Below are 20626 nucleotides of genomic sequence, written 5' to 3' on the forward strand. Positions count from 1 at the left end.
AGAAAAATCCCTGAGGCGCAGCCGCCCGAATGACGGGCGGCCCTGCCAAAGAAGTCCTGTTGATTACAGGGACGTATGAGCCTCGTATTCGCCGAAGACGCTGCGCATGACGCCGCAGATCTCTCCGAGCGTCGCATACGTCTTGACGGCTGCAAGGATGTGCGGCATGAGGTTTTCGTTCTCATCCTCGCACGCCTTCTTGAGGGTTTCGAGCGCGGACTTGACAGCGTCGTTGTCGCGCTTTGCCTTGACTTCGGCGAGCTGCTTCTTCTGCTTCTCGCCGACGGAGGCGTCGACCTTCAAGAGATCCTTCGGCGGCTCTTCATTTTCCTTCTGGTACTTGTTAACACCAACGATGACGCGAGCGCCGGACTCAACATCCATCTGCCAGGCGTAAGCACTGTCCTGGATTTCCTTCTGGATATAGCCCTTCTCGATGGCAGCGACAGCGCCGCCCATCTCGTCGATCTTCTTGATGTATTCCATCGCTTCCTTCTCGATCTTGTTCGTCATGGCCTCTACATAGTAGGAGCCTGCCAAGGGATCGATGACGTCGGCGAGGCCGCTCTCATGCGCAACGATGTGCTGCGTGTGCAGAGCGATGGAGACGGACTCTTCCGTCGGAAGCGCAAGCGCTTCGTCGCGGGAGTTCGTATGGAGGGACTGCGTGCCGCCCATGACGGCTGCCGCCGTCTGCAGCGCGACGCGGACGATGTTGTTGTCCGGCTGCTGCGCCGTGAGCATGGAGCCTGCAGTCTGCGTATGGAAGCGGAGCTTCATGGACTTGTCCTTCTTCGCATGGAAGCGGTCGCGCATGACCTTCGCCCAGATGCGGCGGGAGGCACGATACTTCGCGACTTCTTCGAGCACGTTGTTGTGTGCGTTCCAGAAGAAGGAGAGACGTCCTGCGAAGTCGTCGATATTGAGGCCTGCCTCGATGGCGGCGTTGACGTAGGCGATGCCGTCGGAGATCGTGAAGGCGATTTCCTGGGCAGCCGTAGCGCCGGCTTCGCGGATATGGTAGCCCGAGATGGAAATGGTGTTCCACTTCGGCACATTCTTCGAGCAGTAAGCAAAGATGTTGGTGATGAGGCGCATGGACGGACGCGGCGGGAAGATGTAAGTACCGCGAGCCGCATACTCCTTCAGGATATCGTTCTGGATCGTGCCCGTGAGCTGATCCGCAGGAACGCCCTGCTTCTCGGCAACAGCGATGTACATCGCCAAGAGCACGGAAGCCGGGGCATTGATCGTCATCGAAGTCGAGACCTTGCCGAGATCGATCTGGTCGAAGAGGGTCTCCATATCGGCGAGCGAGTCAATCGCAACGCCGACCTTGCCGACCTCACCTTCGGAAATCGAATCGTCGGAGTCATAGCCGATCTGCGTCGGCAAATCGAAGGCGCAGGAAAGACCCGACGCGCCCGTCTCGATCAACATGCGGTAGCGCTTGTTGGACTCTTCGGCTGTGGAGAAGCCGGCGTACATGCGCATCGTCCAAAAGCGGCCGCGATACATCGTAGGCTGCACACCACGCGTATAGGGGAACTGCCCCGGAATGCCGAGGTCGTCGACATAATTCCCGCCCTCAACATCGAGCGGCGTATAAAGCCCCTGCTCAGGAATGTTCTTGCGCAGAGGGAATTTCGCTGTGGTCTTTTTCAGGTCAGCCTCGTACTTTTCCAACTCGGCCTGGATTTTCTCATTGCTCATATCTTTGTCCTCCTGTCAGGGAAACCGGAAAGTGGCGCACCCGGCCGTCCGCCGCGTGTCCTGCCGCAGAGGTCCGAACGGTCTTTTGCCGCTTCTTTTTCCCTAAATTATTTCCGATCCGTTCAAAAATGTTTCCGGCGCCTTACTTCATGGACTTCGTTTCGATGAATTTCTCATGGAAGGAAAGCGCTTCCTTGATGATGTGCGGTGTGTGTGCATGCTTGGTGGCCTCTACGGCTCTGTTGTAATAGTCAAGCAGCACCGGCTTGTAGTCGGGATGCACGCAGTTGTTGATGATCTCCAAGGCGCGCGCCCTCGGTGCAAGACCGCGAAGATCCGCGACGCCCTGCTCCGTGATGATGACGTCGACATCGTGCTCCGTGTGGTCGATGTGCGAGCACATGGGAACGATGGACGAGATCGCGCCGTTCTTCGCAATCGAAGGCGTGTAGAAGATCGTCAGGAAAGCGTTTCTTGCGAAGTCGCCCGAGCCGCCGATGCCGTTCATCATCTTCGTGCCGGTGACGTGTGTGGAGTTCACGTTGCCGTAGATGTCGACTTCAAGCGCCGTGTTCATGGCGATGACGCCGAGACGATGGACGACTTCCGGGCTGTTGGAGATTTCCTGCGGACGCAGCAAGAGGTACTTCTTGTACTTCGCAACGTCCTTGTAGAAGCGCTCCATGCCTGCCGGCGAGGGCGAGAACGCCGTGCCCGAGGCGAAGTTCAGCTTGCCCGCATCGATGAGGTCGAGCATGCCGTCCTGGATGACCTCGGTGTAGACCGTGAGGTCTGTGAGGTCGGAATCGACGAACCCTGCCATGACGGCGTTCGCGACGTTGCCGACACCCGACTGCAGCGGCAGCAGGTTCTTCGGCATACGGCCCGCCTTGATTTCCTCGTTGAGGAACTCGAGCGTGAAGTGCGACATCTTCTTCGAGTTCTCGTCGATCGGTGCAAGGTTGCGCGTGCCGTCCTTGATGTCGCACGGGACGATGTACTTGATCTTGTCCGGCGTGCAGGGGATGAACGGCGTGCCGACGCGGTCGTCCGCCTTCACAATGGGGATGGGCAGACGGTTCGGCGGGTCGAGCGGCACATAGACGTCGTGCATGCCCTCGAGCTCCAGCGGCTGGGTCGTGTTGACTTCGACGATGACGACATCGGCCTGCTGCACATAGGAAGCAGCGTTGCCGAGCGATGTCGACGGGATGATGTTGCCTTCTTCTGTGATAGCGACAGCCTCAACAATGGCGAGGTCGAGGTTGCCGAGGTAGCCGACGCGTGCGAGCTGCGCGGATTCACTCAGATGGAGGTCGAGATAGTCAACAGAACCATCGTTGATCTCGCCCCTGAGGATGGCGTCCGTCTGATACGGCAGACGCCTCTTGATCCCATGGACAGCGGCAAGCGTGTCGTCAAGCTCCGGTCCTGTGGAAGCACCCGTCCAGAGATCGATCGTGAAAGGCTCTTTCTTCATGCGCTCGGCCAGGGCAAGCGGGATGGCTTTCGGGTACGACGAAGCCGTGAAGCCGCTCATGCCGATGCTCATACCCGGCTTGATAAAGGCTGCCACTTCCTCCGCACTCACGATCCTCGCCTGCAGGTCTTTGTTGCGTACGCGATCCGAGATGTCAATCATTCAATACATCCTCCCTCACAAGGCCGTCCGGCCCGTGTAATCTACGGAAACCGCCGCTTCCTGTACATTCGCTTCTGAATGTCCGGAAAGCCGGGCTTCCAGTGATGAATTGCCGCCGCATCCGATCTCGCCCGGCTGCCTGTTTGCGGACGATAGCTTCCTGCTATCGCCTGCAAACAGGATAACTGAGGCTTATCATACTACTATGCGACAATTATATCCTAAGCTAAAGAATACCACTTCAACGGTTTAGCGTCAAGTCAATTTTCTGTCTCTTCCCCTTTATTTTCCGATGTTTCGCCGCTCTTGCGCGCCTTTTCGCGAAGCTCGCGGAGCTTTTGCCTCTTCCTCGCCGCCAGTTCATCCATGGCGATGATTTCGTCCTCCTCGTTGCCCGCAAAATCGGTCACGGCAGCAAGCGCCGCCAAAAGCCAGAGCAGCATGGAAGACGGGATGTTGAAGAGCACGTCGTCCGTCAAGCCGTTCAAGGCGATGGAAAGGAACGCAAGGGCAAGCCCGAGCATGAATCCCTGACGGAAGCCTTCGCTGTCATGCACCTTCGAGAAGAACGCCAGCCCCATCGTGCCGAAGAAGAACCAAACGAAGGCCACGGCGCCGGCAATGCCGATTTCCGCCGCGTAATTCAGGTACATGTTGTGCGCGTGTACGATGAGGACAGGCGCACCCTGCAGGTAGAAATCATACGTCGGGTAGACCTTCCAGTAGGCGCCCCAGCCGATGCCGAAAAACGGATGGTCGCCGATCATGGCCAGCGTGCTTTCCCAGAGCGCAAAGCGCATTTCCGTCGAAGTGTCGACCTTCGTGAACACGGAAGCCAATCGTTCAAAAAGCGTGGAATCAATAAGAAGCAGGCCGCCCGCTACAATGGCCACCCCCAGAAGTATACGCCAGTCGCGGAACGTGCCGTAAAGCACGAAGATGACGGCGATGACGAGAAACGCCATGCGCGCATACGTCATGGCAAGGCAGGCGGCCAGGAGCACGAGCGCCGCACCGAAAAAGATGCGCCGCTTCCTGTCTTTCATTTTCAGCAGGAAGGCGAATGCGAAGCACATGGCGATGTCGAGATAGCCCGCGAGGATGTTGGGATTCTCCCACGTTGAGAAAACGCGCTTCTTGAGATCGGGAAAGGCTTCGCCGTCCACCCATTTCATATCGCTCGTATCTATGCCGAAGGCAAATTGATAAAAGCCATAGAGCACAACAATCACACAGGAAAGGCCCAGCGCGTAGACGATTTTCCGGATATCCTGCGGAGCTTGGACATTCTGCCCAATCAGAAGATATGTCAGAAGATAGACGCCCATGAGGTTGTAATAGTTATAGAAACTGAAGCCCCGATCCGGCGAAACGAAGATGGACACAGCGCCCAGGAGTGCAAAGAGCGCGGCCGGCACATCGTAAGGCAGCCGGCGGAAGTGCCGGCATTCCTTGTCGGCGATGAGCCGCGCCAGCCAGAAGATGACGCCGAGGAGAAGCGCCGCCGTCGCCAGAGGAGGCGAAAGGGCGATGAGGAAGGCTTCCAGCAGGATGGCATAATAAACGCCGCCCGCGAGATACGAGGATATGCTTTCGCGTGTCGTCACATCATGTCCCCCTTTTCAACAGCATTTGGCGAATTTCGCCGATGAGGTAGAGCGAGCCCGCAACGCAGAGGATGCGCCTTTCATCCGTCAGTGCCAAGGCGCGCGCCAGCGCTTCCCCCGCATCGGGCACTATTTCAACCCTTGCGGCCAATTCCCGCGCACAGGCGCCAAGGATTTCAGGATCTCCCGCACGCTCGGATTCAGGCTGCGTGATGACGACAATATCGCCCTTGTGCAGCAGCGTGGCCAGCATGGTCTTGTAATCCTTGTCCCTCAATATGCCGAGGAGGAACACCCGCCCCTCGTCGGGGTAATACGTGTCGAGGCTGTCCTTGAGAGCCGCCGCACCTGCGGGATTGTGCGCCCCGTCGACAAGCACCGTGCGCCCCGCCGCAGAAAAGCGTTCGAAGCGCCCCGGCCACCTCGTATCCGCCAGCCCCGCCGCAATCGTTTCCTGCACGATCGACGGGTTCGACGAACGCAGAAGCTCCGCCGCCATGACGGCGAGCGCTGCGTTCGCGATCTGACAGCTGCCGGCGAGAGAAAGCGAATAGCGAGCCTCGCGTATGCCGAGAAGCGCAGAGGAAAAATCCATGCGCTGTCCTTCTGCGTCATGTCCCGCAGCTTTCGCCGAAAAATCCTCGCCCAAAACGAAGATGTCGGCGCCCTTTTCCTCGGCTGTCCGCTGCAAGACGGCGAGCGGCGCCCCTGCCGCCGCCGTCACAACGGGCACGCCGTCCTTGATGATGCCCGCCTTGTGCTCGGCAACACCCTCAAGCGTGCCGCCGCAGCGGTCGGCATGCTCGAGCGCCACATTCGTGATGACAGAGACCTCGGGCGTGATGACATTCGTCGAATCCAAAAGACCGCCAAGACCGACCTCGATCACGGCATAATCCACCTTCTTCTCGGCAAAGTAGAGAAACGCCGCCGCCGTCATCACCTCGAACTCGGTCGGCTGCTCCTCCCCTTCGGCAAGCATCTTTTCCGCAGCTGCGGCAGCAGAAGAAATCACTGCCGCGAAATCCGCCTCGCTGATGGGCACGCCGTCGATTCCCATGCGTTCTGTATACGAGGTGAGATGCGGCGAGATGTAAAGCCCTGTCCTGCGATGCGCTTTGCTGAGGATCGAGGCCGTCATAGCCGCAACGGAGCCCTTGCCGTTTGTTCCCGTAACATGCACCGTCCCATAGCGGGATTCGGGATGGCCGAGAAGCGCGACGAGACGCTCGATGCGGGAAAGGCCGAGCTTCGAGCCGAAGACATTGAGCCCCTCCAGATATTGCAGGCTTTCCTTGTAATCCATTTCCCCACCTTCCTCAAATCTTCGCAAGGTAGGACAAGCGTTCTTCGACGGCCTTCTTCTTTTCCCGCGCCGCTTCGAGCTTCTCGCGCTCCTTTTCCACGACGGCAGGCGGCGCCTTCTTGACGAATCCTTCGTTCGCGAGTTTGCCGCCCAGACGCTTCTCCTCGCCGACAAGATTCGCCAGCTCCTTTTCGAGACGCGCCTTCTCCTTCTCGACATCGATGAGGCCCTTCAACGGCAGATAGACCTCGACCCCGGCGACAACGGAAACCATGGCATTCTCCGGCTTCGCCGCCCCGTCCGCAAGGATCGTCACCGGCTCCGCCGCAGCGAGCGCGGCGAGATACGCCGCATGTTTCCCGAAGACAGCGGAAAGCGCGGCATCGGCGAAGTGCAGGATGACCTCGCTCTTCTTGCCCGGCGCAGCGCCGACTTCAGCGCGCATATTGCGGATGCGCACGATCGTTTCCATGATGACCGCCATGCTCTTTTCCGCCGCCTCGTCGAAAAGGGCGGCGTCCGCTTCCGGCCACGGCGCGACCATGATGCTCCTGCCCTCATGTGGCACGCGCTGCCAGATTTCCTCCGTGAGGAACGGCATGAAGGGATGCAGCAGGCGCAGCGTGCGCTCCAGTACGTATGAGAGGACGTATTCTGCCGTCTTCTTCGAGCGCTCGCCCTTTGCGTCTTTGTCATAGAGCCGCGCTTTCACAAGCTCGATGTACCAGTCGCAGAACTCGCTCCAAATGAACTCATAGATCATACGCGCAGCCTCGCCCAGCTCGAACTTCTCAAGGTTCTGCGTCACACCCTCCGCCGTCTTTTGGCAGCGCGACAGGATCCAGCGGTCGGCCAGCGTATAGTCCGCCTCTTCCGGACGGAATCCGGCATCAAAGTCCTCGAGATTCATGAGCATGAAGCGCGAGGCATTCCAGAGCTTGTTCGCGAAATTGCGCGCCGCCTCGACGCGCTCCCAGTAGAAGCGCATGTCGTTGCCCGGCGTATTGCCCGTGATCAGCATGAAGCGCAGCGTGTCCGCGCCGTACTTGTCAATGACTTCGACGGGGTCGATGCCGTTGCCGAGCGACTTCGACATCTTGCGCCCCTCGCTGTCGCGCACGAGTCCGTGGATGAAGACGTGGCGGAACGGGATGTCCTTGCCGAACTCCAAGCCCATCATGACCATGCGCGCAACCCAGAAGAAGATGATGTCGTAACCCGTCACGAGCACGCTCGTCGGGTAGAACTTTTGAAGCTCGGGCGTCTCCTCGGGCCAGCCCATCGTCTCGAAAGGCCAAAGCCCCGAGCTGAACCAGGTATCGAGCACATCCTCGTCCTGATGAATGTGATGTCCGCCGCACTTGGGGCAAGCCTCGACATCCTCGCGCGAGACGATCGTCTCCTTGCAGTCCTCGCAGTACCAAGCCGGGATGCGATGCCCCCACCAAAGCTGGCGTGAGATGCACCAGTCGCGGATATTTTCGAGCCAGTTCACATAGATCTTCGTGAAGCGCTCGGGCACGAACTTGATCCTTCCATCCTGCACCGCCTCGATCGCAGGCTTCGCCAGGCTCTCCATCTTCACGAACCACTGCTTGGAAACGAGCGGCTCGACCGTCGTATGGCAGCGCGAACAATGACCGACGGCATGCTCATGCGCCTCGGTGCGAACGAGCACGCCCGTTTCTTCGAGATCCTTGACGAGCATCTTGCGGCACTCGTAGCGGTCAAGTCCCGCGTACTTGCCGAGGTCTTCCGACATCGTGCCGTCGTTCTCTATGACGCGCACCTGCGGCAGATCGTGGCGCAGGCCCATCTCGAAGTCGTTCGGGTCGTGCGCCGGCGTGACCTTGACCGCGCCCGTACCGAAGGCGGGATCGACGTATTCATCGGCAAAGATGGGAATGGGGCGGTTGACGATGGGCAGGATGACATTCTTGCCGACGAGATCCTTGTAGCGTACATCATCGGGATGCACGGCGATGCCCGTATCGCCGAACATCGTCTCGGGACGCGTCGTCGCGATCTCGACATAGCCTGTGCCGTCCTCGAACGCATAGCGCAGATGCCAGAGATGCCCCGCCTCCGTCTCGTGCTCGACCTCGATGTCCGAAAGCGCCGTATTGCACGAGGGGCACCAGTTCGTGATGCGCGTGCCCTGATAGATCAAGCCCTTCTCGTAGAGGCTCACGAAAACCTCGCGCACGGCGTGCGAACATCCCTCGTCCATCGTGAAGCGCTCGCGCGCCCAGTCGCACGAAGAGCCGAGCGTCCGGAGCTGGTACATGATGCGGCTGCCGTACTCTTCCTTCCACTGCCAGACACGCTCCGTGAACTTCTCACGCCCGAGTTCGTAGCGGTTCGTTCCCTCTTCGCGGAGCGCCGCCTCCACCTTCGCCTGCGTCGCAATGCCTGCATGGTCGCAGCCCGGCATCCAGAGCGTATTGTACCCCTGCATACGGCGCCAGCGAATCAGGATGTCCTGCAGAGTATTGTCGAGCGCATGTCCCATGTGCAGCTGCCCCGTCACATTCGGCGGCGGAATCACGATGGAAAACGGCTCTTTCTTCTCGTCCGGCTCGGCATGGAAAAGATCATTCTCCTCCCAATACTCATACCATTTCTTTTCAAAGGACTGCGGCTCATAAACCTTTGGGATATTATCATTTGCCATGAAATAGACCTCCTGGATGAAGCAGACAAAAACTCGTCTTTCAAAACCGGCGCAAAGCGCACAGCCATAAAGCCGTTGTCCGCAAACAAATAAAGCCCTCCCGTCCGAAAGGACGGAAGAGCCATCTTCCGTGATACCACCTATCTTCCCGCGAGGAGCAAAACGCCGCCCCACGGCTCAAAGGCATAACGCCGCCGCCGCGCCCGCGCCTACGCACACGATGACGCAAAACGCCATACAAGCTTCAGCACGAAAGCTCCGAAGCGACCTTCCGCTGCCCGGCACAGGGATTCTCAGCCGCCATCCCCTCTCTGAAGCGCCCCTTGCAGCGTACTCCTCTTCCTCATCGCCTTTGTCCGTCAAAAGGATACCATAAGAATGACGTTTTGGCAAGATGGAATGAAGCGCACGTATAGAGAGCATGTATCACCGTTTGTGCAGATGCCAATTTCGCTGCTTTGTCCCAAAAGGCGGCTTGCCCTATCACCAAGTTTTTCCGTTTTCTTATTCTTCGCGAATGACGGGCGGCTGCCACGTATCCAATGCAGCCATATCCGGCACATAGATTCGCATGAACAGATGAAACTCCCCATCAGAAACAGGCAACCAGTTGGCGATGTTCTCCGGCGCTTTCTTCGACAGGACAATATCCAGTGTGCCATCCTCGTTCAACTCGAACGCGGAGCGGTCGTTGATGCAGTAGCGCTTGATTGGATTGTCGATGAGAAAGTCATCCTCACCGTATGCCGTCACGGACCAGAAGCCGCCTTCCCGTGTGGGCGGCAAGGATGCAAAGTGGAGCGTATATGTCTTTTCTCCGCTCAGCGCCGCGCCTTTTTCGTCCACTGCGGTCTTGGGATAGATCGCTACATCCACCGTGTTGGCTCCCAATCCCACCAGCGCCACCATAGCGCGGTAGGTGTATTCTGTCCCAAAATCACCGATCGGCTTGCCGTAATATCTCCACTGGCCGAGCTTCTGTGCATACTTTCCGCTGTTGGCAGAAAGCGTGGCAGGAAGTTTTTGAAGCATCTGCCTCCAGCGCCCGGCAGCTTCCTCGCCCAAGAGTGCGGCATCGAATGTCATACCGGGTCCTACGTTGATGGCAGAAAGTTTTTTCAGCAGTTTCCCATCAGCATCAGCGGGCGGATTGAGCTGCATCAGAGTGTTTGCAGTATTGAAAAATTCGCCCGGCGTCATGGAAAGAACCTTGTTTACCGGAACAAAGTCATTTTCCTTCGCATACGTTCCTTCCGGCGCAGTATATGTCCCCTCCTGCCCATAGGCAGAGAGCGGAAGAAGCTGCATTTGGTCCTGAATGGCATAAACATGGGGGAGATCCTCGTCCCCGGACAGCACAACACGGGCGATCGACCACACCGTTGCGGTAGGCACGTTCACGCGCGTCACCCCTTCAGGCAGTTCGCCCTCCCAACTGGGAAGCGCAATCGCATATACGCCCGCCTTGTCCAGCACGGCAGCAGTGTTCGTCCATGCGTCCAGAATCTGCACGTTACAGAAACGATCCGTTTCCGGCAGAACGTAGATCATGGGTTCTGCACGGACGTCGAGCCATGCCTGTGAATAGACGGTATCGACGTTCGGCGTCACAACGGTGCGAAAAGACGCGTCCGCCAGCTTTTTTGCATGGTTGAACTGATTGACAGGCGCACGACTCGGCATGGTTCCGTCCGTATTCGTTGATAATGTTTTGGTTGCGTCGGTGAGTACCAGCGGAAACGCATAGATGTATGCCTCGCTGACCGTTTCCCAAACAGCCTCTGCATCCGACTGCGTTTTTTCAGCAGAACAGTTGGAAAAAAGTCCGCATGACAGCAGCGTGAGCACCGACAGAAGCATTCCAAATATCTTTTTCATTTTGTTTTCCTGCCTATCCTTTTTTATTTCAGCGGTAATAGCCGATGCCGATCCGCACGATCTTGCCGTCTTCCAGCACAAAGACGAGCTTCTGCCCGTTTTGGCTTTGATACCAATAGTACTTGTCGTCGTACCAGGCCGGGGCGCCGTACGTCTTCTCGACTGCTGCCGCTTCCATATCGACATGCAGTCCGTCAGGCGTATTGAAACCGTTATCCGCCGTAACGACAATGCGGTCGACCAGTCCGATGCCCTCAGAGCCCCCGCCCGCAAAGCAGATGCGCACCGTCTCGCCGTATTCCCATTCCGTAATAAAACTGCCGTCGCCCTTGTCGTAACGCTTCTGCTTGTCCGGCTTGCCATAGATGCCGCTCACGCGCCCGGGCAGGGCGCCGAGCTGAATGCCGCCGAGAGCGATGCGTTTCGCATCCAGCGGTTTTACGCCATCATTCGTCTTATAATTTGCCGCATGGCAAAACGACGTAAAGGCGATGCATACGGCGAAGAAAACGGCAAGGCTATGCAGAAAGTTTTTCATGGACATCCTCTCCTTGATGCGGCATAAATCCATCCTCTGGAACTTTTCCATTTTTAATCATATCATAGTATCGTTTTTTCCCGGCTCTTTCTTCAACGGTACAAAAAAGAGCCGCGGCTGCATCTTTTTCAGTAGTCCGCGTTCCTTCTCAGATGGCATCTCTGCCCTATCCTTCCTTTTTCGTCGCACTGTCCTTATGCGCCAAGAGTTCCTGCAGCTCCTCGCCCGTGAATTGATAAGCCTCCCCGCAGAAATGGCAGCAAACCTCCGCTTTTCCGTCCTCGACGAGCGAGGCGAGGTCATCGCGTCCCAGGGACAGAAGCATCCCCTCGACACGTTCCTTCGAGCACTGACAGCGGAACGCAAGATCGGTTTCAGCAAGGAACTCGACCTTGCCGCAGCCCGCCATAATACGCTCGATCATCTGCTGCGTCGTCATGCCGCCGTGCACCATATCGGATACGGCGGGGAGCACCGCCAGATTCTCTTCCACGTGTGCGATTGCTTCCTCCGACGCGCCCGGCAGGGGCTGCACGAAGAAGCCTCCCGCCGCCAACGCCGTGAGATCGGGCGCGACGAGCACGCCGAGGGCGATGGAAGACGGCGTTTGCTCTGAATCGTAGAGGTACTTCGTCAAATCCTCGGCAATCTCGCCCGTCAGGATTGCTGCAGAACCTGCAACAGGCTCCTTGAGGCCGGTAAAGCGCGTAACAGAGACGATGCCGGCTCCAATGCCGCCGCCCACATCGATCTTCCCCTTCGCATTCAGCGGCAAATCCACTTTGGGATGTTCCACATAACCGCGCACGAATCCTTCGGGAGACGCATCCGCGACAACAAGTCCCAAAGGTCCGTCGCCTGCAAACTTCAAAGTCAGCGCTTCCTCATTCTTGAGATTCACCGCGAGGAGGAGCGCCCCCGTCATCGTGCGTCCCAGAGCCGCAGCCGCCACGGGATGGCAGCCATGGCGGCGAATCGCCTCGTTGACAAGTCCCGTCGTGCATGCCGCGTAAATGCGAAAATCGCCCGCCACAGCCTTCGTCAATGTATCCTTCAAACTTATCTTCCTCCCGCACGCCCTGCAGCTCTTCCAGACAGATCTCACCGCAAAACAGCCTCATTCATCCCATGCATACAGGACAAGGACATCCGGCGCATGTACGGGATCGTGGAAAGACACGATCTTCCGCCCTGCCGCAGAGCACCAGGCCTGGTGCAGGACGCCGCCCCGTCCCTTTTCCCTTTCCTCCGTGGAAAAAAAGTGTCCGCACTCTTCTGCCGTGAGGCCGAGGCTCTCCAGAAAGAGCACAAACACACGCCGCATTTCCAGCGACTTCTTGCCGAGATCTCCCTCATTCTTGATAACAATGCTCGAAAGCGCCCCCGACCGGTTGACATGCAGGAATATGCGCTCTTTTTCATCCATCCCGATGAGTTTCGTCTCATATACGAGATAATTCTGCAGCTGTCTATGCCCCGACGCCAGCGGCGATGAAAGCCGCACGGGCGCCGCCGCCTGCTCGGCAAGCTCATTGTAGCGCCGGACAAAACCTGCCGCATCCAAATCCGAAACGCGCACGGCATGGTTCGCCAGACAAACGCCCGGTCCTGTCACCAAGAAAACTCCGGCGATCAGAATGCCGCGCAAAAATTTATGCCACAAAGTCAAATGACGCCTCCCCAAAGACTTTCCCCAAGTCACCATTTCAAAATACATGTTACATTATAGCACAAGAAGGCGGTGATACAAAGGGGATCCCGCTGCTTTCGTGCAGACAGGCACGAAAAGGAGCGGCAAATGAAAAAAGCAGGCCGTCGAGCCTGCTTTTTTTCATTTGCCGTCAAATTTCTGCCGGACGGGCTTCCTCTCTGTCGAGCGTTCCTTCGAGGTCGTGATCCGTCATGGCGCAGACGGCGGAATCGGACCAGACATTTTCCGCCGTCTCGATCATGTCGATGATCGTGTAAATGGGAAGAATCACGCCCATAAGACCCAGCGGTGCTCCAAGCGACGACATCAGGGAAAGCGTCAGGAAGTAGCAGCCCATGGGTACGCCGGCATTGCCGATGGCGGCGAGGACTGCGACGAAGAGCCAGGTGACCATCGTTCCGAGCGTAAGCTCAAAGCCCGCATTCTGCATGACGAAGAGCGAAGTCACGAGGATGAAGGCCGCACAGCCGTTCATGTTGATCGTCGTACAGATCGGCAGCACGAAGCGCGAAACCGTCGGATTCACCTTGAGGTTCTTTTCCGCCGAAGCCAAGGTCACGGGCAAGGTGCCCGCCGAGCTTTTCGTAAAGAGCGCCACGGCGACGGCCGGCGCCATCTTGCGGAAGACGCGGAGCGGATTGAGACCGCGCACCAGCAGGAAAAGCGGCAGGATGATGAAGAACTGAATCAGATTGCCGCCGATGACGACAGCCGTGTACTTGCCGAGCGCACCGACGATGACGCCGGCCTCGATCTGCGCCGAAAGCTGGGCGGCAAAAGCGAGGATGCCGACGGGCAGGATGAAGAGCAACGCGCGGATCAGCGTGAAGAGAAGCTCCTGTGCGCCATGGAGCGCCTTCAAAAGCGCCTCACGGTTCTCCGTCTTGGGCATGAAGGCGAGCGCAAGGCCGACAGACGCAGCAATGAGCATGACCGAGAGCACATTGCCCGAAAGGAAGGGCTGCAGCAGGTTGTTCGGGATGACCGAAAGGATGTGGTCGTAGTAGGAAAGCGTCCCCAGCTTCTGCGGCACATCGGCCATGCCCGCGCCGATGACCTCGGCAGGCAGATTGCCCGGCGCAATCCAGAGATAAAGGGCGAGGCCGACAGCCGCCGCCGAGATCGTTGTCAAGAGCGTATAGGTGACGGCATGGGCGAAGATGCGGCCCGTATCCTTCTTCGCTCCGAGCGCGGCAAGCGTCGTGATGACAGCGAGCGCGATGGTCGGCACGGCGATAAACTGGAACAGGCGCGTGAACACCGTCGCGATGAAGTTGAAGAGTTCATTCAAAGGACCGATGTTCAGCCAGCCTAGGCCGGCGCCGACGATGAGCGCGAGAAACCACAGGACGAACTGTTTTCCCTGCCCGTTTCGGCGGCTTTTTTCTATGGCCGCCTGCGCCGTCTCCTCGACGGCCGCATTGTTCTTTTCTTCCGGCATAATACCCCTTCTTTCTGCGCCTTGGAGAAAGACTCCGCCAGACGCCGTCAAATCATCCGCCGCTTTCCGAAGGAGCGGCGGATATAATTCATATAAATATAGTATGATTTATATTATACAAGCCTTTTCTTCCCTTGTCAACGGCTATCCTGCCAAAGCCCCGAAAACGCAGAAAGCATCGGCCAGCCCTCACAGCCGATGCTTCCGCATGACCCGGCAGCAGCAAAGATCCCGACGCCGAAATATCACATCGCCGTCCACAGCGATTTCTCTTTTTTCAGATAGGCTTCCAGGCGGGCTTCGATCTCCTCCTGCTCCAGCATGTCGACGAGCGTCAGGGAGGACATCGCGTTCAGATGACGCAGCAATGCTTGGAAATGCTCGCGCTTGAGCTTGTGTCCCGCTTTTTCGAAGCGCTGCAGCACCGAGAGGACAGCGAGACGCGTTTCCCTGCGGCTCATGAGGCTGCTGGAAGCAAACAGCACGATTTGCGAGGGGAACGCGGTCTGTGCGAGCACGGGCAGGAGGTCGAACGCATCCCGGCGGCTTTCATCACAGACCATGAAGCCGGCCCACCAAAGCCGCGCGAGCGGATGCACAAAGAGGGAGCGTCGCCGCCCCTGCGAGAAAAAGAACGCGCTGCGGATGCCCTGTATTTTGCCTTCCCGAAAATCGCTTTCCTTCCGATAGCGGATATAATGCCAAAACAGAGTATGGGCAAGTCCCGCCCAGAACCGCTCATCCGCCGCCACACAGGGAGAAAGGCCGCGCCATGCACCGTAGAGGCGGCGCACATTTTCGATATCCGTGACCGAAAAGCTGCCTTCTGCCAAAAGCTCCACAGGGGACAGTCCCGCGAGTTCCGCCTTCTCCAAATAGCCCATTTTCTCCAGATGCTCCAGCATGGCTCCGCTGTCCTCCTGGCAATAAAGCGCCCGATGCTCCTCCACATGCGTCTTCATATCATCGATGCCAGCCTGCCGCAAGAAGCTTATTTCCATTGTCCCGCCTCCTGTTCCGCCAAATCCTCAAGCTCCTGGAAGGAGCGGTTTACAGGATCCCGGAAGAGCTTCTGTGCAATCTCGAGAACATCGGCGCCATCATCCTCAATGGCAAGCTGCTGCTTCTCCAGAATTTCCAAAAGCACCCGCTCCCAGCGCTTTCCGAGCTCCACTCCCGCCCGCAGATCCCCGCGCAGCCGTTCCAAAGCAGCGACAAGCGCGGGCAGGATCGTACCTGCAAGAAACGTCGCCGCATAGGTGTTCTTCGCGTAGCGGCGGTATATATCGTAGAGGCCGCGCGGCAGGCGCACGACGATGTAATCCGAACTGCAGTCGATGCGCAGCGCTGCATATCCGGCTTCCCGCTCAAAAGGCTCAAGACGGATGATTGACGGCAAGGTCTCCGCTTCCTCCGGCGCTGCAAGAATGAATTCCGTCGTCTCGTCAAGCGCCAGGATATGACCGCGTGCAAAGGAGAAGCTCATCCCTTCATAGATTTCGTGGAAATCGTCGCTCGTATAGCCCCGGATTTCCGTCTTTGCCACGATAAACGGCGTGACTTGCAGCACGCCGCAGACCTCGTCTGCAGAAAGCTCCAGGCGAAAGCTCTCGTCGTTCAGCTCAAAGAGACGGCGATACGACGTGATCGGCGATTCAAGATGCAGGGCGTAGCCGACGAGCCCCGCCTGCAGGAGCTTCTTCAGCGCCGGGCAGCGCAGTACGGCACGAAACTCAAGGCGGAGCTTCCCTCCCTCCGCCTTGAGTTCGGCAATGCCGTCAAAGGATGCGGTCCGATAATTGTCATTCGTCTTCGCGAGCAGCGGGTACGGCGTGAGCCGCCCTCGAATCTTCAATATATTTCGCCTCCATCATGCAGTAATCGGTATAAGCCATCGTATATTCCACAATGATTTTCGCGCCCTTCGCGACGTTTTGCAGGACGATGGCGTTTCCCCCAAAGCTCTCGATTCTGGCGCGCGCCCGTCCCATGAGCTCGGCCTCCAGCAGGCGCACCGGCACATCGGCCTGCTCGCCCGCAAGAAAAAGCTCGAGCCTGGCCCGTTCTGTCCGACGCGGCGCCATGAAGCTCAGGCGCTGGCGCCCCTTTTCGCGGTCGAGGCAGAGGGTGCGCATATGCAGCGGCGTATCGCGCAGCCGTTTTCCCACGACAGGCAGATCCTTCTTCTTTCGCACCTTTGCGATCTTGTTGCCGAGCGTCTCCCTGTCTTTTTCCCCGCGCTTCGCCAGCATCCCGCGCACCGCCGCATTCTCCATGTCGGGCAGGAACGCTCCTGCGCCAAAGGCGTCGATGCCCAGTTCATCCTCGGACGCCAGGCAGCTTCGCACCTTTTCCTTGAGATACTTCCTGAGCCCCGCATACATTTCCTTCGCACGCTTTTCCTGCGCCGCATCCTGCAATATGCCGGGCTCCCATGCATCATGCGAAGGAACCTCGATCTGACGGAAAGCCCGTCCCATTTCGTTGTCATGAATCAGGAAGATCCCCGTGAAATCAATGCCGCTCGGGAAACCCTTTTGCTCAAAGAGCTTCATGCCGATATGGCGCGACATCAGGATCCTCCGGTTCAATCCATCCCCTTTGGTGAGAAAGAGCGTCGCCGCGCCGTCAGGAAAGCCATATTTCCCGCCATATTCCGAAGCCTTGAGCTCGATGCGCTGCGCCGCTTCGTCCTCAGCGAGGAGGATCCGCGCATAGCGCTGCATCATGCGGTTTTCCTCATAATATTCCTTATGATGCGGACTTCCCGGCAGCTTTTCCACCGGCAGGCTGTCCGCATAAAGACCGATATTGTTCCTGGCGATGCGCTGCTTGCCGATTTCCACCTCAAGATGTCCGAGCCAGATGGAGAGCAGGAAATTGTCGAGCACGGCACGGATCATCTCCTGCTGCATATCCTCCAGCGGCACGAGGCCCATGACAAAGATATCCGTGCCGCTCGTGCGCCGCCAGAAATCCGGGTCGAGCTCGAAGATGTCCAGAAGCGCCTTCTTGTTCTCATCGCTGTAATAGACCGTTCCCGTCGTCCAGCGATCTTCCTCGTCCTTATACGAAACAAGCTTGGCGACGCCGGTATACGACTTCACCCCATCCGCAGCAAGCGAAGCAAAAAAAGCCGTGCGCAGCTCCGAGCAGCTGTAGACCACAGCCTTGCCGATGCCGAAGCTGCCGCCCGCATTCGCCTCCTTCTGCACCGAAAATCCCTGCTCCTTGACGAGGCCGCTCCAAAGCGATCCCTTCTCTCCCGCCATTGCCCCCTCGAGGCCGCGCGTACGGAAATCGCTGATGCGCAGCACCGAAATCCGCTCCTCCTTCATCAGGTCGCGCGCCCGCTGAAAGACCTCGCGGCTCGTCCTGTCATCCTCATTGCTCTCCTGACAGCGTTTGAGAATCTCCCGGAACTGCTCGCGCCCCGGGAACTTCTCCTGCGGGATGTCAAAGGCATGGAAGGCCACGATGACCGGCCCCTCCGCATCCTCGCGCCTCGCATCGAGCGAATTCTGTACGGTCTCGCGAACGAGATAATGGATCGTCCGTATGCCGAAGGAAACGCGTGCCAGATCATTGATGCCGACAAGTTCCCCGCTGTCGTTTAGCGGCGCACGCCATTCGCCTTTTTTTCTGTCCATGAAAGAAAACATCGCTTCACCCCATTCTCATACCATGTTTCTTGGGAATTGCTGATAAAAGGAAGTCCGGATCTGCACGGATCCGCTGCATCTATCCGGGAACAAGCTGCACGCACAGACGTCCGGCTTTGGGACATTGTGCGCCGCCCTTACGTGAAAGCGACCGATCGGTCCCGCCTCCGGCCCGGCCTCTTGGGGTTTCAGGGCAAGCCGCAGGCGCAGCAGCGCTGCGTCGGGGATTTGTCAACGACGAGAGCAGCCGTGTGAAGATCGGCGGCTGAATTTATCAGTGCTTCCTTAGTATAGCAAACTAACTGCAAGGAAACAATGCCGACTTGCCCGCGGAACCTCCACGGCACCGCACGGAAAGCCGCACGGTGCAGCGCTGCAAAAACAATTCCGCGTGCCGGCGGAGCGGCTGCCGCTGTCCATCCGCTTCCTGAGCCACAGCATCCAAATATTAACAAAAGCTAAATATTGCAAATATTTTTGGTTTTCCCCTTGCATCCCCCTTTCAATATGGTATAATAAAAGTGCGGCAGGTGGACTAAGCGTCATCCCGCCTTAAGTGCCGTACCTTACTAACCACCAGAAGGAATCATCGCGTATGGTTCCTCCTGGTGGCAATATAAGCGAGTCTTCTGAGGCTCGCGGCTGCAAGGCCAAACGAAAAGGGCAGGCGTCGAAGCATTCGCTTTGACGCCTGTTTTTTGCGCCGACGAAGAAGTTGTGCTATAATAAGGCTCATGCGGCAAGCCCGCATGGACTTTATATTTTATTTATCCCGCAAGAAAGGAGTTCTTTTTATGCCAACAGCAACGAAATCATCTATCGCAGCAAAAGCCGCAGCGCCGAAGAAAAGCGCCGCGCCGCGCACACGGAAAGCGTCGAATGTCGCGTATATCTTCTTCAACTGCGATGCCGACAAATCCCGCGACTCAATGAACATCTTCTATAACCACGAGATTTATCGCGACACACAGGCCTCGCGCAAGGCATTGTGGAAGAAGGTGCAGACCGAGCAGGATGCCGAGCGCATCCAGATTGCCGAGAGCGACATGGAAGATGTCCGCACGGCCATTCTCGAGAGCAACCCGGCAGAGGCCAGCCAGTACATCCGCTTCGGCGCCATTGAGACAGTCGCCTGCCACTGACGGCAGAGCTGCACACCAAGATTCATTTTTTGCTTCATGAGATCGACCGCTTGCCCGAATCCTGACGATTCCAGGGCAGCGGTTATTTTTTTTCTTCCTGTTCGGGAAGGATCAGCTCCTCCGGCTTCGTCTGCGTCGTCGGCCGTCCCTCGGGGGTAAGGCTCGGCTTGTAGCGCCAGGTTTCCTTGATCCGCTCTTCCAGACGCTCCGCAAGCACCCGGCGCTGTTTTTCATCGGCCGGCTCCGGCTCAAAGCGCCAGGCTTGGATGCGCACCACGCGCCCTTCTTCTGAAATATCGACAAAGAAATGCGCCGTGCCGCGGTACGACGTTTCCTTCGCCCCCAGACCATGCTTCGTCTTTTCATCGAGCACGGCCGGCTTGTTCGGTTTGCGGATCGGCGGGTAATGGCGCGGTTTGTTCGGCTTGGGCTTGGGCGCGTCCTCCCTGCCGTTTTTCTCCTTCTCTGTTTTCTGCGGCGGAGGAGATTCCTGCTCGATAGGGGACGCAGGAATCTCCTCCGCCGCAGGAATCTCTTCCACGATCACAGGCGGCTCTTCCGGCGGCGGTTCCGCCGTCTTTTCCTGCTCCGATTTCGCGCCGGCCGATGCCTCTCCATCCTCAGCGGCAACATCGATCCAGGCGAGTTCTCCCGTCCCTTGCGGCATCTCCTCCGGCAAAAGCAGCCCCATGAGGCCGACCGCAGGTATATGGAGCGCCGCAGCCAAGGCCGCAGTAAGCCCCCAATGTTTCCTTACAACCATGCGAGCCCTCCTCCGCCGTCATGTTTTCCCCATTATAACATAGATTGCACAAAACGCATGCAAAAGAACGGGGCACGTCTTCGCCGCCCCATATAAAAAAGCAGCCCCGAAAGGCTGCCTTTTTATCACAAACCTTGATTCCCTACTTGACGACCATGACGGGAATCTTCGATTCCTCCACGACCTTCTGGCTGACGCTGCCGATCAGCGCGCCCTTGAAGAAGCCCAAGCCGCGGCTTCCCATGATGATCATGTCGCTTTTTTCCGAATCGGCAATCTTGAGGATAGCTTTCGGGATATTGCCCGTTTCCACATGCCTTACTGCCTTCATATCCTCCGGAAGCTTTTCCCAAATCCGGTCGAATACGACATGGCTTGGGACGTTCTTGTTGATGTCGTTCGCCACATAGACGAAATCGAGACTTGCATTGCACTTCCCCGCGAACGCGATTGCCTCATCCACAGCCTTGCAGCCATTGACCGAGCCATCGACCGGCACGAGAATCTTGTTGATGCTGCCCATATAAAACACCTCCAAGCGAATCGTTT

The 20626-nt window shown here is 57.8% G+C and carries 16 protein-coding genes and 1 other annotated feature; of the genes, 1 reads left to right on the forward strand and 15 read right to left on the reverse strand.

Going from position 1 to position 20626, the window contains the following annotated elements; all coding sequences use genetic code 11:
• Positions 1-63: 63 nt before the first annotated feature.
• The 13 genes from ACRTGH_RS01115 to ACRTGH_RS01175 all read right to left on the reverse strand — a co-directional run bounded on the left by ACRTGH_RS01115 (position 64) and on the right by ACRTGH_RS01175 (position 18160).
• On the reverse strand, positions 64-1713 hold the full coding sequence (locus tag ACRTGH_RS01115; RefSeq protein WP_368847305.1) for an acyl-CoA mutase large subunit family protein: 1650 nt from the start codon (positions 1711-1713) through the stop codon (positions 64-66).
• Positions 1714-1855: 142 nt separating this feature from the next.
• A complete protein-coding gene (scpC, locus tag ACRTGH_RS01120; RefSeq protein ID WP_368847304.1) occupies positions 1856-3355 on the reverse strand; it encodes a succinyl-CoA:acetate CoA-transferase ScpC in 1500 nt (499 codons plus the stop codon).
• Between the two features lie 260 nt (positions 3356-3615).
• On the reverse strand, positions 3616-4962 hold the full coding sequence (locus tag ACRTGH_RS01125; RefSeq protein ID WP_368847303.1) for an O-antigen ligase family protein: 1347 nt from the start codon (positions 4960-4962) through the stop codon (positions 3616-3618).
• 1 nt (position 4963) lies between these two features.
• Positions 4964-6268, reverse strand: a complete 1305-nt coding sequence (locus tag ACRTGH_RS01130; RefSeq protein WP_368847302.1) for a bifunctional folylpolyglutamate synthase/dihydrofolate synthase — start codon at positions 6266-6268, stop codon at positions 4964-4966.
• Between the two features lie 13 nt (positions 6269-6281).
• Positions 6282-8942, reverse strand: coding sequence for a valine--tRNA ligase (locus tag ACRTGH_RS01135; RefSeq protein ID WP_368847301.1), 2661 nt, complete (start codon positions 8940-8942; stop codon positions 6282-6284).
• A gap of 105 nt (positions 8943-9047) precedes the next feature.
• Positions 9048-9298 (reverse strand) — a binding site (T-box leader).
• A gap of 148 nt (positions 9299-9446) precedes the next feature.
• On the reverse strand, positions 9447-10820 hold the full coding sequence (locus ACRTGH_RS01140; protein ID WP_368847300.1) for a DUF1254 domain-containing protein: 1374 nt from the start codon (positions 10818-10820) through the stop codon (positions 9447-9449).
• A 28-nt stretch (positions 10821-10848) separates the two neighbouring features.
• Positions 10849-11358 carry a hypothetical protein gene (locus ACRTGH_RS01145; protein ID WP_368847299.1) on the reverse strand — a complete coding sequence of 170 codons (510 nt, stop codon included), beginning with the start codon at positions 11356-11358 and terminating at the stop codon, positions 10849-10851.
• Between the two features lie 166 nt (positions 11359-11524).
• On the reverse strand, positions 11525-12415 hold the full coding sequence (gene hslO / locus ACRTGH_RS01150; RefSeq protein ID WP_368847298.1) for an Hsp33 family molecular chaperone HslO: 891 nt from the start codon (positions 12413-12415) through the stop codon (positions 11525-11527).
• A gap of 60 nt (positions 12416-12475) precedes the next feature.
• A complete protein-coding gene (locus tag ACRTGH_RS01155) occupies positions 12476-13027 on the reverse strand; it encodes a hypothetical protein (protein WP_368847297.1) in 552 nt (183 codons plus the stop codon).
• Between the two features lie 172 nt (positions 13028-13199).
• Positions 13200-14510: a dicarboxylate/amino acid:cation symporter gene (locus tag ACRTGH_RS01160; RefSeq protein ID WP_368847296.1), complete on the reverse strand. Its 1311-nt coding sequence runs from the start codon at positions 14508-14510 to the stop codon at positions 13200-13202.
• Positions 14511-14755: 245 nt separating this feature from the next.
• Positions 14756-15511: a DUF6339 family protein gene (locus ACRTGH_RS01165; RefSeq protein WP_368847295.1), complete on the reverse strand. Its 756-nt coding sequence runs from the start codon at positions 15509-15511 to the stop codon at positions 14756-14758.
• Positions 15502-16365, reverse strand: coding sequence for a hypothetical protein (locus tag ACRTGH_RS01170; protein WP_368847294.1), 864 nt, complete (start codon positions 16363-16365; stop codon positions 15502-15504). The genes ACRTGH_RS01165 and ACRTGH_RS01170 overlap by 10 nt, the downstream gene beginning before the upstream one ends.
• Positions 16313-18160, reverse strand: coding sequence for a hypothetical protein (locus ACRTGH_RS01175; protein ID WP_368847293.1), 1848 nt, complete (start codon positions 18158-18160; stop codon positions 16313-16315). The genes ACRTGH_RS01170 and ACRTGH_RS01175 overlap by 53 nt, the downstream gene beginning before the upstream one ends.
• Before the next feature lie 806 nt (positions 18161-18966).
• Between ACRTGH_RS01175 and ACRTGH_RS01180 the strand changes: the two genes are divergently transcribed.
• A complete protein-coding gene (locus ACRTGH_RS01180; protein WP_368847292.1) occupies positions 18967-19314 on the forward strand; it encodes a hypothetical protein in 348 nt (115 codons plus the stop codon).
• An 82-nt stretch (positions 19315-19396) separates the two neighbouring features.
• Here the strand turns inward: ACRTGH_RS01180 and ACRTGH_RS01185 are convergent, their stop codons facing one another.
• Together ACRTGH_RS01185 and ACRTGH_RS01190 are read right to left on the reverse strand one after the other, a co-directional pair.
• Entirely contained in the window at positions 19397-20077 is a 681-nt protein-coding gene (locus ACRTGH_RS01185; protein WP_368847291.1) for a hypothetical protein, read from the reverse strand.
• A 142-nt stretch (positions 20078-20219) separates the two neighbouring features.
• Positions 20220-20600 carry a universal stress protein gene (locus tag ACRTGH_RS01190; protein WP_368847290.1) on the reverse strand — a complete coding sequence of 127 codons (381 nt, stop codon included), beginning with the start codon at positions 20598-20600 and terminating at the stop codon, positions 20220-20222.
• Positions 20601-20626 lie beyond the last annotated feature (26 nt).

It is taken from the genome of Selenomonas oralis, assembly GCF_051603425.1.
Lineage (GTDB): Bacteria > Bacillota > Negativicutes > Selenomonadales > Selenomonadaceae > Selenomonas > Selenomonas sputigena_A.

Excerpts from the sequence above, each read along its gene's own strand:
- scpC (WP_368847304.1), bottom strand. The coding sequence starts at position 3,355 with ATGATTGACATCTCGGATCGCGTACGCAACAAAGACCTGCAGGCGAGG.
- ACRTGH_RS01135 (WP_368847301.1), bottom strand. The coding sequence starts at position 8,942 with ATGGCAAATGATAATATCCCAAAGGTTTATGAGCCGCAGTCCTTTGAA.
- ACRTGH_RS01180 (WP_368847292.1), top strand. The coding sequence starts at position 18,967 with ATGCCAACAGCAACGAAATCATCTATCGCAGCAAAAGCCGCAGCGCCG.
- ACRTGH_RS01185 (WP_368847291.1), bottom strand. The coding sequence starts at position 20,077 with ATGGTTGTAAGGAAACATTGGGGGCTTACTGCGGCCTTGGCTGCGGCG.
- ACRTGH_RS01165 (WP_368847295.1), bottom strand. The coding sequence starts at position 15,511 with ATGGAAATAAGCTTCTTGCGGCAGGCTGGCATCGATGATATGAAGACG.
- ACRTGH_RS01140 (WP_368847300.1), bottom strand. The coding sequence starts at position 10,820 with ATGAAAAAGATATTTGGAATGCTTCTGTCGGTGCTCACGCTGCTGTCA.
- ACRTGH_RS01145 (WP_368847299.1), bottom strand. The coding sequence starts at position 11,358 with ATGAAAAACTTTCTGCATAGCCTTGCCGTTTTCTTCGCCGTATGCATC.
- ACRTGH_RS01115 (WP_368847305.1), bottom strand. The coding sequence starts at position 1,713 with ATGAGCAATGAGAAAATCCAGGCCGAGTTGGAAAAGTACGAGGCTGAC.
- ACRTGH_RS01130 (WP_368847302.1), bottom strand. The coding sequence starts at position 6,268 with ATGGATTACAAGGAAAGCCTGCAATATCTGGAGGGGCTCAATGTCTTC.
- ACRTGH_RS01175 (WP_368847293.1), bottom strand. The coding sequence starts at position 18,160 with ATGGACAGAAAAAAAGGCGAATGGCGTGCGCCGCTAAACGACAGCGGG.
- ACRTGH_RS01190 (WP_368847290.1), bottom strand. The coding sequence starts at position 20,600 with ATGGGCAGCATCAACAAGATTCTCGTGCCGGTCGATGGCTCGGTCAAT.
- ACRTGH_RS01160 (WP_368847296.1), bottom strand. The coding sequence starts at position 14,510 with ATGCCGGAAGAAAAGAACAATGCGGCCGTCGAGGAGACGGCGCAGGCG.